Genomic DNA, 17,258 nt, shown 5'->3' on the forward strand with positions numbered 1-17,258 from the left:
CGGATGAACCCCACCGACCTGGACCACGTCCTCACCGTGCTCGGCGCCGCCGTGTGGAGCACAGACGAGCAGTCCTTCGCCGAAGTCGCCAGCACCCTCGCCCTCACCGTCTACGACGGCCACACCCGCGACCAGGGCACCCCGTACCTGGAGCACCCGTTGGCCGTCGTCACGCTCTTGCGCACCGAAATCGGGGTCAGCCATCCCGAGACCCTCGTCCTCGCCCTTCTCCACGACGCCCTGGAAGTGGCTCCCGAAGCGGAGGTGCTGCTCGTCCAGCACCTCGGTGACCGATTCACCGCCCGCCTGCGTGCCATGACGGCCGACCACCGCCTCGAACAGCGTCCCAAGGTCGCCGGTGACGAAACCAACTGGCGCTTCAAGCAGGCCGCGCTCCCATCCGAGGACCTCCTCGTCCGGTTCGCCGACCGCCTTCACAACCTGCGCGACCTTGCCCTCTCGCCCGACCTTGACCGGCGCCGGCGGTTCCTCCGGAGCCTGGAGGACTTCTACCTCCCGATCGCCGACGCCGCCCGCGGCCTCAGCCCCCACCTGGCGGCCATGCACGCGCTGCTCCACGCCGAGTACGACCGACACCAACAGGAGGTACGTCCGTGAAGCGGATCGTCTACTCGATGGAGCCGGTCGGCCGGACCGGCGGCCGGGTCTACCTACGCATGCTCCACGAGGCGACGGCCGACGACGTGGAGTGGCGCACGGTCCCGGACCACAAGCGCACCTACCGGGTCCGCCGCTGGCGCAAGCTCCGCCACCTCGCCCGCCTGGCCCCTTCCATACGGGCGCTGCACGGCACCACCGGCACCTTCGTGTGGGACGACCTGAGCCTGCTGCTCTTCACCCCGGAGATGCGGGCTCGCACGGTGTTCCTCCTCCACCACTACGAGCCGTTGCAGCACGACTCCGCACCCGTCGAGGCCATGCTCTGGGAGCACCTGTTCCGGACGCTGCCGCAATGCGCCGCCGTGGTCTGCGTCGCCCCGTACTGGGCGGACTTCCTCCAGGCCCGAGGCATCCGAAACGTGCGGGTGATCTACAACGCCTTCGACATAACGGAGGTCGAGCGGGCACGCGGCTTCGACCGCGCCGAATGCCGCGCCGAGTTCGACCTGCCCCCGGACACGATAGGCGTGTACGCGGGCAAGGCCGTGCACTGGAAGGGAACCGAGGAGGTCTCAGCGGCCCTGGCGAGCGCGCCTGGGCTGCGGGTGATCACCAGTGGCAGTAACACCATCGGCTTCGACGGCGCCCACTACGACGTGGAACGCGAGCGGTACCTGCGGCTGCTGTGCGCGTGCGACGTCGGCGTCTTCCTCCCCCGGATGCGGGAGGGCTGGAGCCGCTGCGCGGCCGAGGCCCTGCTGCTCGGCCTGCCCTGCCTGATCCGCCCGGTGGCTGGACTGGGCGACCTCGCTGCGCTGACCGGTCAACCGGCGCCGGACCTCGACCGCCTGCCGACGCAGGTCCGGGAACGCGCGGTGGCGCGCCAGACCGAGGCCAAGGCCGCATACGAGGCCCTGTCCCGGTTCGATCTGAACTACTTCGGCAACGCCTGGGGCGACCTGCTGGCGCAGGTCGCCTGACCAACGGCTACGCCTGCGTAGCGGCCAGCTTCTTGGCCGTGGCGTCCAGACGGGCCAGCACGCGGTCCCGGCCGAGCAGCTCCATGGACTCGAACAGAGGGAGTCCGATCGTCCGGCCGGTGACCGCGACCCGGATGGGCGCCTGGGCCTTACCCAGCTTGAGGCCGTGCTTCTCGCCGACGGCGAGAAGCACGGCCTTCAGGTCGTCCGCCTTCCAGTCCGCGACAGTGGCCAGTTCGGCACGGGTGTCGGACAGGATGTCGCCGGCGCCGGCCTTCATCGCCTTGTTCCACGACGCTTCGTCCTCGACCGGCTCGTCGAGGAACAGGAAGTCCACGTAGCTGGTGATCTCCGACAGAAGCGCCAGTCGGGTCTGGGCCAGCGGGGCCGCCGCCTCGAAGAGGTCCTTGTCGAACGCCTCCGGCGCCCACGGCGCGTACGGGGGGACAAGCCACGGCGCACAGGCGTTGGCGAACTGCTCCGGCGAGAGAGCGCGGATGTAGTCGCCGTTGAACGCCGTCAGCTTCTTCACGTCGAAGAAGGCCGGCGCGGTGTTGACGTCCTCGATCCGGAAGAGCTGCTCCAGCTCCTCGTGCGGCATGATCTCCCGGTCGTCACCGGGCCCCCAGCCCAGGAGCATGAGGTAGTTCACCATCGCCTCGGGCAGGAAGCCCTCGGCGAGGTAGTCCTCCAACGCGACCTTGTCACGGCGCTTGGACAGCTTCTGCCGCTTCTCGTTCACGATCACCGGCAGGTGCGCCCACACCGGTGGCTTGGCGCCGAGCGCCTCCCACAGCAGCTGCTGCTTCGGCGTGTTCGACAGGTGCTCCTCACCGCGGATGACCTGCGTGATTCCCTCGTCCAGATCGTCGACCACGTTCGCGATCAGGAAGACAGGGGACCCGTCACCACGGGCGATCACGAAGTCCTCGATGGCATTGTTCGGGAACGCCGGCTCCCCGCGGACCAGGTCGACCACGACGGTCTCACCCTCGTCCGGCGTCCGGAACCGCAGCGCCCGCCCCTCCTCGAAGGCCAGCCCCCGGCCCCGGCAGAACCCGTCGTAACCCAGGTGATCCGAGCCCGTGCGCTCCTTCAGCTGCTCCCGGGTGCAGTCGCAGTAGTACGCCCGACCGGCCGCGAAGAGCTGCAGACCCGCTTCCCGGTGCCGATCGGCGTTGTGCGACTGGAAGTACGGCCCCTCGAACGCGGCGTCCTCTTTGTGGATGCCGATCGCCGCGAGGGCGCTGATGATCCCGTCGATCCACTCCGGCTTGTTCCGGGCCGCGTCTGTGTCTTCGATCCGCAGGACGAACGTACCGCCGGACTGTCGTGCCACGGCCCAGTTGTAGAGAGCGGACCGTGCACCACCGACATGGAACATGCCGGTCGGGGACGGGGCGAAACGAACGCGAACCGGGGCAGTAGACATGCGCTCCAGGGTACCGATGGCGGGCACCGACCTCGGCCACTCCACCTACTCCAGTGCCGACCTTCTTTGGACGCCCCAGTTCGTGGTGGCCATCGGCTGCCTGCTCGTCGTGGCCTGGACACCAAGCCCGGAGAGGGGGACAAGGTTCTCTACCCCCTTGACGGATGATCGCCCTCAGCGCGGATGAATGCTGGCGCGTCGTGCTGCAGGCCAACGAGCTCTGTGGGTATGCCTTCCACGACGCCGGAGAGCTACCGGAGCTCACGATTCCCCGCCTCGTACGCCGCATCACCGCGAGTATCGGGGCCCGCGCCGCCACCGGCGTGACTGTTTACTGCGAGCATGACGCCTGAAGCGGCTCCGTAGCCAGGGAGCCCTGCTCTGCCTTGTCGAAGACCCCGAGTAACAATCGCCTCGCCCAGCTGAGCCGAGCGTTCCCACCCGACGCGGCCACGTGTGTCAGTGCGACACGCTAGCCTGCTGGCGTGATTACAGGTGAGCTGAAGAGCAAGATCGACCGACTGTGGGACGCCTTTTGGTCTGGGGGGATCTCCAACCCACTGGAGGTCATCGAGCAGATCACCTACCTGATGTTCATCCGGCGGCTCGACATCCTGGAGCAGGCCAAGGAGAACCGGGCCAATCGCACCGGGCGGGCGGTCGAGAACCCAATCTATGCGGGCGATACCCAAGTCCTGCGCTGGTCGGTGTTCATCAACGAGTCCCCTGAGAACATGCTCACCAGGGTGCGTGACGGTGTCTTCCCCTGGTTGCGCACGCTGGGTGGTGAGGGGTCCACGTATGCGCACCACATGAAGGACGCGCGGTTCACCATCACGACCTCGAACCTGCTCGCCAAGGCCGTCGACATGATCAACGGCATCGATATGGGCGACAAGGACACCAAGGGTGATCTCTACGAGTACATGCTCAGCAAGATCGCCTCGGCTGGGCAGAACGGCCAATTCCGTACGCCCCGGCACATCATCCAGTTGATGGTAGAGATGATGGCTCCGCAGCCGGGCGACGAAATCTGTGACCCGGCGTGCGGCACGGCCGGCTTCCTAGTGGCCTCCGCCGAGTACGTCGAGCGCACACACCGAGAGGCGCTGTTCGAGCCGGCCCAGCGGCAGCACTTCAACGAGAGCATGTTCCACGGGTTCGACTTCGATAGCACCATGCTGCGTATTGGCAGCATGAACATGCTGCTCCACTCGGTGGAGAACCCTGACATCCGCTACCGCGACTCGCTGGCACAGAGCGCAGCGGGCGAGGCCGATCGGTACTCCCTCATTCTCGCTAACCCGCCCTTCCGTGGAAGCCTCGACTACGATGCTACGGCGGCAGACTTGCAGAAGGTCGTCAAGACCAAGAAGACAGAGCTGCTGTTCCTCGCTCTCTTTCTCCGCCTGCTCAAGCCGGGCGGCCGCGCAGCAGTCATCGTGCCGGACGGGGTGCTCTTCGGTGCGACCAAGGCGCATCGAGCGCTGCGACAGCTGCTCATCGAGCGTCACAAGCTGGACGCGGTAGTGAAGCTGCCAGGGGGTGTCTTTAAGCCGTACGCGGGGGTCTCCACAGCCATCCTGTTCTTCACCAAGACCAACAGTGGAGGCACGGACAACGTTTGGTTCTACGAGGTCACCGCCGACGGCTGGAGCCTTGACGACAAGCGCACTCCCCTGCTGCCGGGGGGCAAGCTCGGACCGTTCGTCGGCGATGGTGTGCTGAGCGAGGAGGAGCACGCCAAGAACAATTTGCCTGATGTGCTGGCGCGCTGGCGACGCCGCAATGGAAGCGAGCAAGAGCGGGGAAGGACAGAGCAGAGCTTCTGCGTCCCCAAGTCCGACATCGCCGCACAGGACTACGACTTGAGCCTGAACACATATAAGGAGATTGTTCAGGAGGAGGTTGAGTACCGGGATCCAGCCGAGATCATGGACGAACTTGCCCGCATCGAGGCTGAGATTCAGCAGGGGATGAGCAGCCTCAAGGGGATTCTGGCGTGAACAAGACCGAGCTACCCTCGAGGTGGACAGTGCTCCGCCTGGATGATGTCGCAGAAGTCCGGCTCGGTCGCCAGCGGTCGCCGAAAAACCACACCGGGGATCACATGCGTCCATACCTCCGCGCTGCCAACGTGGATTGGAACGGTCTCAAGCTCGATGACGTGAAGGAGATGAACTTCACCGACGCCGAGCTTGAGACCTACAGGCTCCTCCCAGGTGACATCGTCATGGGGGAGGCTTCCGGCAGCCCCGGCGAGGTAGGGAAGCCAGCTCTGTGGAACGGGGAAATCCCCGACTGCTGCTTCCAGAACACGCTGCTGAGGGTTCGTTCAGGAACTCAAGTCGACCCCCAGTTTCTGCTTCTTCAGTTGCGTAGCGAGGCGTTGCGAGGTGCATTCGCTCAGGGTGCACGCGGCTCCGGCATCCACCATCTCGGTGCTGCGAAACTTGCCGCTTGGCCCATTGTCCTCCCGCCGCTGGCAGAGCAAAGGCGAATCGCGCATGTCCTGAATCATGTGGACGGACTATGCGTCAAACGTCGCGAGGTCATCACGCTCCTCGACGAACTCGCCCAGTCCGCCTTCCTTGATATGTTCGGCAATCCAGTCACCAACCCCCTTGATCTTCCGCTATCAAACGTGGAAGAAATTGCAGAGAAGGTTACAGACGGGGAGCATCTGACACCCAAGAGGGAAGCGAGTGGCATTAAGCTTCTCTCGGCGCGAAACGTGCGGGATGGATATCTTGACTTCTCGAACGTTGACTTTGTCGGAATTGACGAGTGTGAGCGGATTCGGAAGCGTTGTGACCCCCGTCGCGGAGATGTGCTTGTTTCATGTTCCGGGACGATTGGGCGAGTAGCGGCCGTCGAGACGGACGAGCCGTTGACTCTTGTCCGCAGTGTAGCTCTAATCAGACCCCGCACTAGCCGGGTTACTACGGCTTATCTCGCCGGCTACCTCCGAACGCCGGCGCTGAAGGCACGCATGATTCAGCGAGCGAACGCCTCCAGCCAGGCGAATCTATTCCAGGGGCCAATCAAGGAACTTCCCGTTCTTGTTCCGCCGCTTCAGATGCAAAAGGAATTTGGGGAGCGAGTTGATGGAATCGCCAGACTTAAGGAATTGCACCAGCTTCACCTTGCCGAGCTCGACTCCCTGTTCACCTCGCTCCGGTACCGCGCGTTCCGCGGCGAGCTCTGACCGGACGACGCTTTTCCTGGCGCCTGATCGCTGCCACGTGCCCGCACGTCCCTGTATCGCTCAGCCCACCTCCCGCACCAGTGAAAGGCCACTACCGTGAGTAACTTCAGGTTCCTCCAGGCCGAGTGGCCAGGACTGCACACCGAGGCGGTCCGGGCAGAGAGGCTCGCGTACGCGGATCCGCGGGCGTCCGCGTTCTATGCGCGCCGGGTGCTGGAGCTCGCGGTGACGTGGCTGTTTGAAGCGGACGACACGCTCAAGCTGCCGTATCACGATGATCTAGCGGCGTTGATCGCCGAGCCAACACTGGTGAAGGTGGCCGGTCCTGCAATCCGGGCGAAGATGGATGTGATTCGGCGGCAGGGGAACGTCGCCGTGCACCGCAAGACGCCCATCGTCCCGAAGGACGCGGTGCGTACGGTCGCTGAGCTCTTCCATGTCCTGTATTGGATGGCCCGCACCTACACCCGCGACCAGGCCCAACTGCCGGCGCCCACGCTGGCCTTCGACGCAGCGCTGATACCTAGACCAGTTCCGGCCGAGGTCCGGATCGCCAAGCAGGCCGAGCTGAAGGCACAGGCCGAGAAGTATGCCGCGCAAGATGCGGCGCTCGCTGCCGAGCGGAAGAAGAATCAGGATCTCGACGCTGAGATCGCCCAACTGCGTGCGCAGATCAAGGCAGCCAAGGCCGCGAACGAAGCGCAGCCGGACACTCATGACTACAACGAAGCCGAGACTCGAAGCCTGATCATCGATCTCCTGCTCAAGGAGGCCGGCTGGGCGCTGGATCAGCCGAGGGACCGTGAATACCCGGTCACGGGGCTGCCCACGTCGGCCGCGCCCTCTGGTAATGGCAAGGTCGACTACGTCCTGTGGGACGACGACGGTAAGCCCTTGGCTGTCGTTGAGGCCAAGCGGACCACTCGCGATCCGAAGCAGGGCAAGTACCAGGCGACGCTCTATGCCGATGCCCTGGGAACGCAGTTCAAGCAGCGGCCGGTAATCTTCTACACCAACGGCTATCGAACGTACCTGTTCGACGACCTCAACTACCCGCCCCGCGAGGTCCAGGGCTTCTACACCAAGGACGAGCTGCGTCTCCTCGTTCAGCGCCGGGCTAGTCGCCGCAACCTCGCCAAGCTGCCGATCAACGAGCAGATCGCCGGCCGTCACTACCAGTCCCGCGCGATACGGCGAATCGCCGACTCCTTCGAAAAGGACTCCCTGCGCCACGCCCTGCTCGTGATGGCGACCGGCTCCGGTAAGACCCGCACCGTGATCGCGCTGAGCGACTTGATGATGCGCGCGAACTGGGCCAAGCGCATCCTCTTCCTTGCCGACCGCAAGGCCCTGGTAAAGCAGGCCACCAACGAGTTCAAGAAGCATCTGCCCGGCGCCCCGGTGATCAACTTGCTGGAGGAGAAGGACCCCAACGCGCGGGTGTTCGTCTCCACCTACCCGACCATGATGAACCTGATCGACCAGACCGACGCCGAGGGCCGCCGTACCTTCGGCCCTGGCTTCTTTGATCTGATCGTCATCGACGAGGCCCATCGTTCGATCTACCAGCGGTACGGCGCGATCTTCGACTACTTTGACTCGCTTCTCGTCGGCCTGACCGCGACGCCCAAGGACGAGGTCGACCGGAACACCTATCGGCGTTTCGAGCTCGAAGACGGCGTGCCCACTGACGTCTACAGCCTGGACGAGGCGGTGGCCGAGGGCTACCTGGTGGCGCCCCGGGCTGTCGACGTACCGCTGAAGTTCCAGCGTGGCGGCATCAAGTACGACGACTTGTCCGATGAGGACAAGGAGAAGTGGGATGAGACGGAGTGGAGCGAAGACGGTGACATTCCTGACGAGATCACTACGGAGGAGCTGAACAAGTACCTCTTCAACGCCGACACCGTCGACAAGGTTCTGCAGACACTTATGACGCACGGCCTGAAGGTCGATGGTGGCGACAAGCTCGGCAAGACCATCATCTTCGCCGCCAACAATCACCACGCGGAGTTCATCGCCGAGCGCTTCGACAAGAACTATCCACATCTCAAGGGCGCCTTCGCGCAGGTCATTACCTATCGTAAGGAGTACGCCCAGAGTCTGATTGACAAGTTTTCTGACGCGGCGGAGCTTCTCCAGATCGCCATCTCCGTGGACATGCTGGACACCGGCATCGACGTCCCCGAAGTCGTCAACCTTGTCTTCTTCAAACTAGTGCGCTCCAAGACCAAGTTCTGGCAGATGATCGGCCGCGGTACTCGTCTCGCACCGGACCTGTTCGGTCCGAACCGAAGCAAGGACGGCTTCCTGGTCTTCGACCTGTGCCAAAACATCGAGTTCTTCAACCAGAACCTGATGCGCGCCGAAGGCAAGGTTGCCCCCTCGCTGAGCCAGCGAATTTTTGAGCGGCGCGCTGATCTGCTTCTTGCCCTCGATGACAGTTCCGCTCGCGATCACCAAGCGGCTGCGGTGATCGCCGCTCAACCTGAGTCTGATGGCACGGCGACTGAATCCGGCCTGCGTTGGGACCTCGCCACCCGGCTGCACGACGAGGTCACAGCGATGAACCCGGAGAATTTCCTGGTCCGCCCGCACCGCGAACAGGTTGAAACCTTCGCCGACTTCGATGCCTGGGTTGCGTTCACGCCCGACGCTCACGGCGAAGTCATCGATCACCTCGCCGGACTTCCGACCGCCTTCCGCGACAAGGACGACGCCGGCGAGGAGGCCAAGCGGTTCGATCTTCTCGCGCTCCGACTCCAGCTTGCCGTCGTGAATGGAGAACCGAGCTTCACCCGTCTCCGTGATCAGGTTCAGGAGATCGCGTCTACCCTGCTCGATCAGCTGACCATCCCTGCGATCAAGGCGCAGCAGATCCTGCTCGACGACGTCGCAGGCGACGCGTGGTGGCAGGACGTCACGCTGCCCTTGTTGGAGACCATGCGCCGCCGCCTGCGCGGCCTCGTCCGGCTCATCGAGAGGACCAAGCGCAGCATCGTCTACACCGACTTCGAGGACGAGCTCGGTGAACTGACCGCAGCCAGCCTGAGTGGTATGGAGATCGGCACGGACCTCACCCGCTTCGAACAGAAGATCCGGATCTATCTCAACACGCACCAGGACCAGCTCGCCGTCCAGAAGATTCGCCGCAACAAGCAGATCACCGCCCTCGACCTGTCGGAGCTGGAGAAGATCTTCGTCGAGGCCGGACTCGGCACCCCGGCCGACATCGACTACGTCAAAGACGCCAAGGGCGGCCTCGGGCTGTTCCTGCGGTCGCTCATGGGGTTGGAGCGCGAGGCGGCGGCCCTGGCCTTCGACACCTTCCAACAAGGCAAGACGCTCACGGCCAACCAGCTCCGCTTCGTCAACGAGCTGATCGACTACCTGGCACGCAACGGCACGATAGACGTCGATGCGCTGTACGAGTCGCCGTTTACCGCCCTCGCTCCGACCGGACCTGAAGCAATCTTCCCTGAGGCTGAGGTGGATGACATGGTGTCCGTCATTTATTCGATCCGCTCCACTGCCGTCGCTGCCGACGGCGCGGCGTGATCAACGAGACACGGAGAAGAGGCAATGGGCCAACAAGAGATCGCTGATCAGTGCCCTGGAACTGGGCAGCACGGGCACATGGACGAGAACGCCGTGGGTGACGAGTGGTACATCGTCTGCCACGTGTGCGGAACCAAGTGGGCGGGAGGCAGCACCCTTCTTGAGCCTCACAGGGATCTGCGCAAGCGCTGAGAGTTGGCCGCTCTTGCGTGAGCATTGCGTGAGCGGACGGCGTGACACCTGATGGACTACGCGTCACAGCGAACAAGGGCGTAGCTTTCTGACCTGGGAGAAACGGATCCCGAGTCAGCAGTCGGCACCTGCCGTCACGATCATGCAGGCCCTCGTAATGCGTAGGTCTCGGGTTCGAATCCCGAAGGCGGCTCCATTTGAACCCCAGGTCACGTAGCTCGTGGCTTGGGGTTTTCTGTTGCTTGGGGCATGACGGGTCACACGGTCGGGTTGCGGTGTATGTGGCCACCGCCGTGGAAGCGAACTGCGTCCCCCGGCACCCCATACTTTCTGACGCTCCTGGAGCTGCTCTCGCCGTGACGGCGCTGCTGGTCACGCCGCCGCCGGTGCTTCGGCACGTGGCAGAGGTGTGATGCCTGTCGCGTCAGCGGGCAGGAGAGCTCGTGACCCTGGGAGGCGGATATGGCGCGTGATCGGATCGGACTGTCCGAGGTGCTGGCAGCGGCGGAGGAGGCCGCGCCGGTGCGCTCCCTCGATGTCGTGGCGGGCAATCTCCGGGACCGGTTCGGCGCGCGGTACGTGTCGTTCCTGTTCGTCGACGTCGTCGGTCGCCGCCTGCTGCGGGTCAGCGAGGAGGCGGACACGCAGCAAGGACACCGTGCCGATCAGATTCCTCTGGCCGGCAGTGTCTACGACGAGGTTCTGCGTACCCAGAAGCTGGTCCAGGCGCCGGAGGGCGGGCAGGGGCAGCGGGTGCTCGCTCCGGTCACCAACCGCGGGGACACCATCGGGGTCCTGGAGCTGTTCCTCACTCACGTCACACAGGAGGTGCTGGAGCAGGTCGAGGAGGCCGCGCACGCGCTGGCGTACATCATCGTCACCGACCGACGCTTCACCGACCTCTACCACTGGGGCAACCGCACTGCCTCGGTGAGCCTGGCCGCCGAGATTCAGAGACAGCTGCTGCCCTCGGCCCCCTGCTGCGAGGCGGCCGAGTTCGCCCTCGCCGGCGCGCTGGTTCCGGCTTCCGACATCGCCGGCGACACCTACGACTACAGCCTCGACCACGACATGCTGCATCTGTCCGTCACCGATGCCATGGGCCACGACGTCGACGCCTCCCTGATGGCGACCCTGCTGGTCAACGCCTCCCGCGGCGCCCGCCGCGCCGGAATGAACCTCAAGGAGCAGGCCCGCCAGGTCCACCAGGCACTCCTGGACCACGGACGGCGCACCTTCGCCACCGGCCAGCTGTTGCGCATCGCCCTGGACGGAAGCGGCGCGCAGCTCGTCAACGCCGGCCACTGCTGGCCGCTACGGCTGCGCGACGGCACGGTCGACGAAATCAAGCTCGACATCGACCTGCCCTTCGGCGTCGTCGCACAGGGCCCCTACCAGGTACAGGACATCGATCTGCGCCCCGGCGACCGTCTCGTCCTCTATACCGACGGCATGCAGGAACGCCAGGCCGCGACCGTCGACCTTCCCGGCCTCATCCGTACCACCGCGACTGAGCACCCCCGCGAAGTCGTACGCACTCTTGTCGCGGCGGTCACCGACGCATGCGACGGCCATCCGCAGGACGACGCCACCGTCATCTGCCTGGACTGGCACGGCCCCCGTACCGCGGGCCGCAGTGGGAACGCCGAAGCCGGCATCTGACCCGGCCGCGGCAGCCGGTTGGACGGGAGGCCCGGTGCGCTCAACCCTGTGTTTCCCAGGCTTCGGCGAGGCTGCCGTGGACGGTGAAGATGCTTCCGGCACCGGTGACGGTGAGCAGGCGCATCATCTGCGTCGGTGGTACGGCCAGGACGATCCTGCTGCCGCTGCCGCTGCCGCTGCCGCTGCCGCTGCCGCTGCCGCTGTCCTGGGCCTGGCGGCGCAGGCGCAGGAGGGTGTTGAGTCCGGAGGAGTCGCAGAAGGTGACCCCGGCCAGGTCCAGGAGCACGATGGTGTGGCCGGCGAGGGCGTTCTCCACGCTGCTGCGCAGGGCCGTGGCAGTGTTGAAATCGAGTTCTCCGGCCGGCGTCAGGGCAGTGGCCCGGCCGCGGGTGTCGGTGACGTCGGCACGCAGGGGGGAAGTCACCGTCGGCCCCTTCCAGACGGTTCGCCCGGTTGTCGGCGGTGTTCAGCGGTACGAGTTCGCGGCGTAGAGCCCGGCCCCCAGGGGCCGCGTGGGCCTGCTTCTCGCCTGGACGCCGGAAAGAACCCGTCTCACTCGCCACCCGTGGATGTCTCCCCACTGCCTGAAATGCACCGGTCCAGGCCCTCTATCACCGAGCCGTAACCGACTAAAAACCGCGTGATCGGTTTATCAGTTGCCTCGATTGCGCGGATACGGGGTTGCCCCGCCGCCGAGGTCGAGGACCCTGCGGTGCGCCTGTCTTGGCTCGAGTGGCCATGTGGTGTTTGTTTGCGCGGCATCAAATACGGCACATCTGGTTTTTTTCTTCAAAGATGTATAGCGTGCAGTGCCACAGGAAGAGCGCAGCGGGGAGCAGCAGGGAGCCGTCTGTTGATCAAGCAGGAGAGAGCGGTCCACACCCGCCGGCACCTGATCCGCGCGGCCGCCGACGCCTTCGAACGGCACGGGTACGCGCAGGCGACCTTGAGCGCCATCAGCCGGCAGGCAGGAGTCAGCACGGGTGCTCTGCACTTCCACTTCGCCAACAAGGCACAGCTGGCGAAGGCCGTGGAGTCGGCCGCCGCCGAGTCGCTGGGGCAGATGGTGCGGGAGGCGGACGAACAGGCCGAGTACGCGCTGCAGGCGCTGATCCGGGCGTCGCACGAGCTGCTCGGCATGCTCTCGGCGGACACCGTGTTCCGGGCCGGTTTCCAGCTGAACTTCGACCGCGCCTGGAGGGTGACGGCCGACCTCGGCCGCCAGTGGCAGGCCTCGGTCGGACGCTTCGTCGACGACGCCGTGCGGGCCGGCGACGTGCGCGACGACGTGCAGGCGGACACCGTCACCGCCATAGTCGTCTCGCAGACCCTGGGCCTCGGGCTGCTCGGTCTGCGGGACGTGCGGTGGTGCTCCCCGCACCATCTCGACGCCTTCTGGGCGTTGGTGCTGCCCCGCGTCGCCGCCCCGCACCGGATGGTGGACCCGTCGGCCGGGCACACCCCGGCCGTGGCGCGCGACGGTCCGTGAGTTCACGGGCCCTTCATGCGGCCGGACATGACGGCCCGTTTTCCAACTGGCATGCTCTGCTGGCGCGATCGCAGGCCCGGGCCACGGGGAGCGGCCGTGGTGACCGCCCGCCCGCACACGTGGCCCGTACTTCGTCAGGACCAGCATTCCAAGGGGGAGGAACGCACCATGGCCGACCGTCAGCGATGCCCGTTCAGCATGGATCCCGCGGGCCGGGACATTCAGGGGGAGGCCGCCCGCATCAGAAGCGGCGGATCCGCGGTACCGGTGGAACTGCCCGAGGGAGTGCCGGCGTGGGCCGTCGCGGACCCGGTGGCCATGACCCGCCTGCTCACCTCCCCGGACGTCTCCAAGAGCGCGGTCCGGCACTGGCCTGCCTGGATCGACGGGGAGGTCACCGAGGACTGGTCGCTGTCCATGTGGGTCTCGATCCGCAGCATGTTCACCGCCAGCGGCTCCGAGCACACCCGGCTGCGCAGGCTGGTGGCGGGTGCCTTCACCGCGCGCCGCACCAAGGCGCTGCTGCCCGCCGTACGCGCACTGACGCACGAACTGCTCGACGAGATCGCGGCGCTGCCCCCGGGCAGGCCCGTCGACCTTCGGGCCCGCCTCGCGGGACCGCTGCCCGCGCGCGTCATCTGCGAGCTCTTCGGCGTGTCCGAAAAGCGCCGCGGTGAGCTGTGCGCCATCTTCGACTGTCTCTTCGACACCTCGGCCGGCACGGAGGACGTCCGCAGGCATGCGGCCGCGCTCTACGAGCTGCTGACCGAACTCGTCGCCGCCAAGCGCGAACAGCCGGCCGACGACCTCACCAGCGCTCTCGTCCTCAAGCAGGACGAGAGCGCCGACCGGCCGGACGACCGGCCGCTCGACGACCAGGAACTCCTCGACACGCTGGTCCACCTGCTGTCGGCGGGTTACGAGACCACCGTCAACCTGATCGACCACGCGGTGCACGCGCTGCTCACCCACCCCGACCAGTTGCGGATGGTCCTCGACGGCGAAGCCACCTGGGACGACGTCGTCGACGAGACCCTGCGCTGGGAACCCGCGGCGGCGAACCTGCTGCTGCGCTACGCCGTGCGCGACATCGACCTCGGCGACGTGGTCATCCCCCGCGGCGACGCGATCGTGCTGTCCGTCGCCGGAGCGGGCCGCGATCCGGGCGCGCACGGCCCCGATGCGGAACGATTCGACATCACCCGTCCCTCGCGCGGCTCGCACCTGGCCTTCGGCCACGGGGTGCACTACTGCCTGGGGGCGCCGCTCGCCCGGATGGAGGCCGTGGTGGTGCTGTCCGCCCTCTTCGAGCGGTTTCCGCGACTGGCCCTCGCCGTTCCCTCGCAGGAGCTGCGGCCGGTGGCGTCCTTCGTGTCCAACGGCCATCAGGAACTGCCGGTACTGACCGGCCCGCCCGCCGGGTCGACGGGCTGAACGGGCCGGTCGCGCCGGATGATCGAGTCAGTCGCGGGTGCGGCTGCCCTGGACGCGGCAGCGGAAGGTGACCTCGCCCCGCTGACGGCCCGTGACCTCGACGCCGAGGGTGCCCGCGGGGGCGGGCGCCTCCCGGGCCTCGATCAGGCAGGGGGCCTCGAACTCGACGTACCGGTGTGCCTCGAGGGCGAGGTCCGCAGGGTCGAACGCCCCGTCGGCGAAGGCGTACGCGGCCTGCTGTGCCGCTTCCAGGAGGACCAGTCCGGGGACGTGATCGACCGGGTGGTCGATCAGGGCGGGGTGGCCGGTGTCGTGGATGAGCTCCCACCGGTGCGGCAGACCGGTGGGGGCGAGTGCCACCTCGTCCGGCGCCGTACGGCCCACGGAGGCGGCAGGCAGCGGGGTGCCGGGCGGTCCCGGACGGGCCGTCAGGAAGTCGCCACGCAGCCTGCGGTACACGGCGTCGGGCACCCAGGTGAAGCCGGAGCGGCTGACGGCGAAGCGCCGCTCGCCCTGGCACAGGTCTATCCGCGCCTCGAGGCCGCGCCGGCCGGTCCATGTGTACTCGACCGTCGCCGTGACCGCAGTGGTGGTGTCGGTGCGATGACGGGGATCCAGCGAGTACGACAGGTCGTTGAGCAGGAAGTGGTGCCCTTGGGGGACTCCGAGCTCGGCGTGCGCGAGACCGAGGCCGACCTGGCGCAGGGTCTGGGCGACGAGCATGTGATGGTGCGTGTTTCCCCGGGCCGGCGCGAAGTACGCGTGTGTGCCCGACCAGTCGAGGTCGACGGAGAAGTCGGTGGTGCTGTGTCGTTGCCAGCCCGTGACGAGTACGTCCTCGGTGGCGACCCGGTGGGCGAAGGCCGGAGGCAGCCCGGCCTTCGTCTCCCCGCGGGCCGGTGATGCGGGGCAGACCGTGGTGACGGTCTCGGACGGGTCCCAGAATGCGGTGATCAACTTTCCCCCCGGATGACGATGGCACGGAGAAGTGCTTCGCGGGGAGAAACATACGGTCTATCCTGTTCTTTTTCTAGGGACATTTTGACAATAAGCGGAACATTTACTTCCAGAGGGAGTGCGAAAAGCGCGGTCGAATCGAAAGTTCCCTGGCTAGCCTGGCCGTCGGCCGCGTACAATACGGACGCACCGGTTTGGAAGTCGGGAGATGTTCTCCCCTGTGATGAGCACCAGGAGTCCGCATGGCACGGCAGGAGCGCGCGATCCGGACGCGTAACGCGGTACTCGAGGCCGCGGGTGCCGTGTTCGCCGAGAACGGCTACGAGTCGGCCACCATCCAGGACGTACTGGATCGGGCCAACGTGACCAAGGGCGCGCTGTACTTCCACTTCGGTTCCAAGGAGGAGCTGGCACGCGGTGTCCTGGAGCACGCGGTGATAGAGGTTCCGCCGCTCCAGCCGATCAGGATCCAGTCCTTCGTGGACACGGGGCTCGTACTCGCCCACCGGCTGCCTCGGGAACCCCTGTTGAGGGGGGCCGCGCGGATCGCGACCGACCAGAGTGCCCGGCGCTTCTTCGGTCATCCGTGGCGGGACTGGGTGGGACAGGCGGTATGGCAGCTGGCCGCCGCCAAGGACCAGGGCGAGTTGCTGCCGCACGTCGATCCGGACGGGGTCGCGCAGACCATGGTCGGCGCGTTCACCGGCATACAGCTGATGTCCCAGGCCGCCACGGACCTGAGCGATCTCGGCCTACGGATCTCCAGGCTGTACGACCTGGTGCTGCCGAGTGTCGCGGTGCCCGGCCTGATCGCGCAGGTGGACACCTCGCCGGAGCGCGGCGCCCGCGTGTACGCCGACAACAAACCGACCGCGCCGGTGGAGGCCGTCTGACGCCGCGCGGTCACGGTATTCGTCACCCGTCGCCACACGACGCACAGAGCAGGGGGAGCTCGGACATGGGTACGTTGCAGGGCAGGACAGCGCTGGTCACCGGAGCGAGCAGGGGCATCGGAAGGGCGGCGGCCGAGCGGCTGGCCGCCGAGGGCGCCGTCGTCGCGGTGCACTACGGCAGCGACGACGCGGCGGCGGCCGGGACGGTGGACGCGATCCGGGACAAGGGCGGGCGGGCCTTCCCGGTCCGCGCGGACCTGCGTGCCCCGGATGCCGCCCACACGCTCTACGCCGCCTTCGACGCGGGGCTCGCCGAACGCGACGCGGCCCCGGGACTCGACATACTCGTCAACAACGCGGGCATCGGCCCGGTGGGTGACATCGAGGCCGCGACCGAGGACCACTTCGACGAGCTGTTCGCGGTCAACACCCGGGGGCCGTTCTTCATCACCAAGTACGGCCTGGAACGCATGCGGGACGGTGGCCGCGTCATCAACGTCTCCTCGGCGGTCACCCGCACGGCCTTCCCGGAGTCCATCGCGTACTCCATGAGCAAGGGCGCCGTCGACGTCCTCACCCTGGCGCTCGCCAAGCACCTCGGCCCGCGCGGCATCACCGTCAACACGATCGCGCCCGGTTTCGTGGAGACGGAGATGAACGCCGCGCTGCGCCAGTCCCCCGAGGCGACGGCCGGCCTGGCGTCGTTCTCCGTCTTCAACCGGCTGGGCCGGCCGGCGGACATCGCGGACGCGGTGGCCTTTCTCGCCGCCGACGACGCGCGCTGGATCACCGGTCAGTGGATCAGCGTCAGCGGCGGATCGGGGCTCTGAGC

Annotated in this window: 14 protein-coding genes; 11 read left to right on the forward strand and 3 right to left on the reverse strand. The window is 66.5% G+C overall.

The window, feature by feature from the left end; genetic code table 11:
• The first annotated feature begins 3 nt into the window (after positions 1 to 3).
• Positions 4 to 618 (forward strand): HD domain-containing protein, encoded by a 615-nt coding sequence (locus ACZ7MF_RS28915; protein ID WP_471481012.1) that lies wholly within the window; start codon positions 4 to 6, stop codon positions 616 to 618.
• On the forward strand, positions 615 to 1,601 hold the full coding sequence (locus ACZ7MF_RS28920; RefSeq protein WP_224292059.1) for a glycosyltransferase: 987 nt from the start codon (positions 615 to 617) through the stop codon (positions 1,599 to 1,601). Before ACZ7MF_RS28915 ends, ACZ7MF_RS28920 begins: the two co-directional genes overlap by 4 nt.
• 7 nt (positions 1,602 to 1,608) lie before the next feature.
• On the opposite strand, the gene gltX is transcribed toward ACZ7MF_RS28920, so the two are convergent.
• Positions 1,609 to 2,985: a glutamate--tRNA ligase gene (gene gltX / locus ACZ7MF_RS28925; RefSeq protein WP_471481222.1), complete on the reverse strand. Its 1,377-nt coding sequence runs from the start codon at positions 2,983 to 2,985 to the stop codon at positions 1,609 to 1,611.
• A gap of 212 nt (positions 2,986 to 3,197) precedes the next feature.
• Between gltX and ACZ7MF_RS28930 the strand changes: the two genes are divergently transcribed.
• The 5 genes from ACZ7MF_RS28930 to ACZ7MF_RS28950 all read left to right on the forward strand — a co-directional run bounded on the left by ACZ7MF_RS28930 (position 3,198) and on the right by ACZ7MF_RS28950 (position 11,653).
• Positions 3,198 to 3,386, forward strand: coding sequence for a hypothetical protein (locus tag ACZ7MF_RS28930; RefSeq protein WP_471481014.1), 189 nt, complete (start codon positions 3,198 to 3,200; stop codon positions 3,384 to 3,386).
• Between the two features lie 132 nt (positions 3,387 to 3,518).
• Positions 3,519 to 5,039 carry a type I restriction-modification system subunit M gene (locus ACZ7MF_RS28935; RefSeq protein ID WP_471481016.1) on the forward strand — a complete coding sequence of 507 codons (1,521 nt, stop codon included), beginning with the start codon at positions 3,519 to 3,521 and terminating at the stop codon, positions 5,037 to 5,039.
• Positions 5,036 to 6,241, forward strand: a complete 1,206-nt coding sequence (locus tag ACZ7MF_RS28940) for a restriction endonuclease subunit S (protein WP_471481018.1) — start codon at positions 5,036 to 5,038, stop codon at positions 6,239 to 6,241. The genes ACZ7MF_RS28935 and ACZ7MF_RS28940 overlap by 4 nt, the downstream gene beginning before the upstream one ends.
• A gap of 96 nt (positions 6,242 to 6,337) precedes the next feature.
• On the forward strand, positions 6,338 to 9,799 hold the full coding sequence (locus tag ACZ7MF_RS28945; protein ID WP_471481020.1) for a DEAD/DEAH box helicase family protein: 3,462 nt from the start codon (positions 6,338 to 6,340) through the stop codon (positions 9,797 to 9,799).
• Positions 9,800 to 10,453: 654 nt separating this feature from the next.
• Positions 10,454 to 11,653 carry a PP2C family protein-serine/threonine phosphatase gene (locus ACZ7MF_RS28950; RefSeq protein WP_471481022.1) on the forward strand — a complete coding sequence of 400 codons (1,200 nt, stop codon included), beginning with the start codon at positions 10,454 to 10,456 and terminating at the stop codon, positions 11,651 to 11,653.
• Positions 11,654 to 11,693: 40 nt separating this feature from the next.
• Here ACZ7MF_RS28950 and ACZ7MF_RS28955 read toward each other — a convergent pair whose 3' ends face one another.
• Complete coding sequence (locus ACZ7MF_RS28955; RefSeq protein ID WP_471481024.1) at positions 11,694 to 12,077, reverse strand: STAS domain-containing protein; 384 nt, start codon at positions 12,075 to 12,077, stop codon at positions 11,694 to 11,696.
• 429 nt (positions 12,078 to 12,506) lie between these two features.
• Between ACZ7MF_RS28955 and ACZ7MF_RS28960 the strand changes: the two genes are divergently transcribed.
• Positions 12,507 to 13,142, forward strand: a complete 636-nt coding sequence (locus ACZ7MF_RS28960) for a ScbR family autoregulator-binding transcription factor (RefSeq protein WP_471481026.1) — start codon at positions 12,507 to 12,509, stop codon at positions 13,140 to 13,142.
• 168 nt (positions 13,143 to 13,310) lie between these two features.
• On the forward strand, positions 13,311 to 14,576 hold the full coding sequence (locus ACZ7MF_RS28965) for a cytochrome P450 family protein (protein WP_471481028.1): 1,266 nt from the start codon (positions 13,311 to 13,313) through the stop codon (positions 14,574 to 14,576).
• A gap of 27 nt (positions 14,577 to 14,603) precedes the next feature.
• Here ACZ7MF_RS28965 and ACZ7MF_RS28970 read toward each other — a convergent pair whose 3' ends face one another.
• Positions 14,604 to 15,533 carry a ScbA/BarX family gamma-butyrolactone biosynthesis protein gene (locus ACZ7MF_RS28970; RefSeq protein ID WP_471481030.1) on the reverse strand — a complete coding sequence of 310 codons (930 nt, stop codon included), beginning with the start codon at positions 15,531 to 15,533 and terminating at the stop codon, positions 14,604 to 14,606.
• A gap of 242 nt (positions 15,534 to 15,775) precedes the next feature.
• Between ACZ7MF_RS28970 and ACZ7MF_RS28975 the strand changes: the two genes are divergently transcribed.
• Entirely contained in the window at positions 15,776 to 16,426 is a 651-nt protein-coding gene (locus ACZ7MF_RS28975; protein WP_471481032.1) for a ScbR family autoregulator-binding transcription factor, read from the forward strand.
• A 65-nt stretch (positions 16,427 to 16,491) separates the two neighbouring features.
• Positions 16,492 to 17,256, forward strand: coding sequence for an SDR family oxidoreductase (locus ACZ7MF_RS28980; protein WP_356859662.1), 765 nt, complete (start codon positions 16,492 to 16,494; stop codon positions 17,254 to 17,256).
• The last annotated feature ends 2 nt before the right edge of the window (positions 17,257 to 17,258 follow it).

The sequence above is a fragment of the Streptomyces sp. NPDC111628 genome (assembly GCF_055635195.1).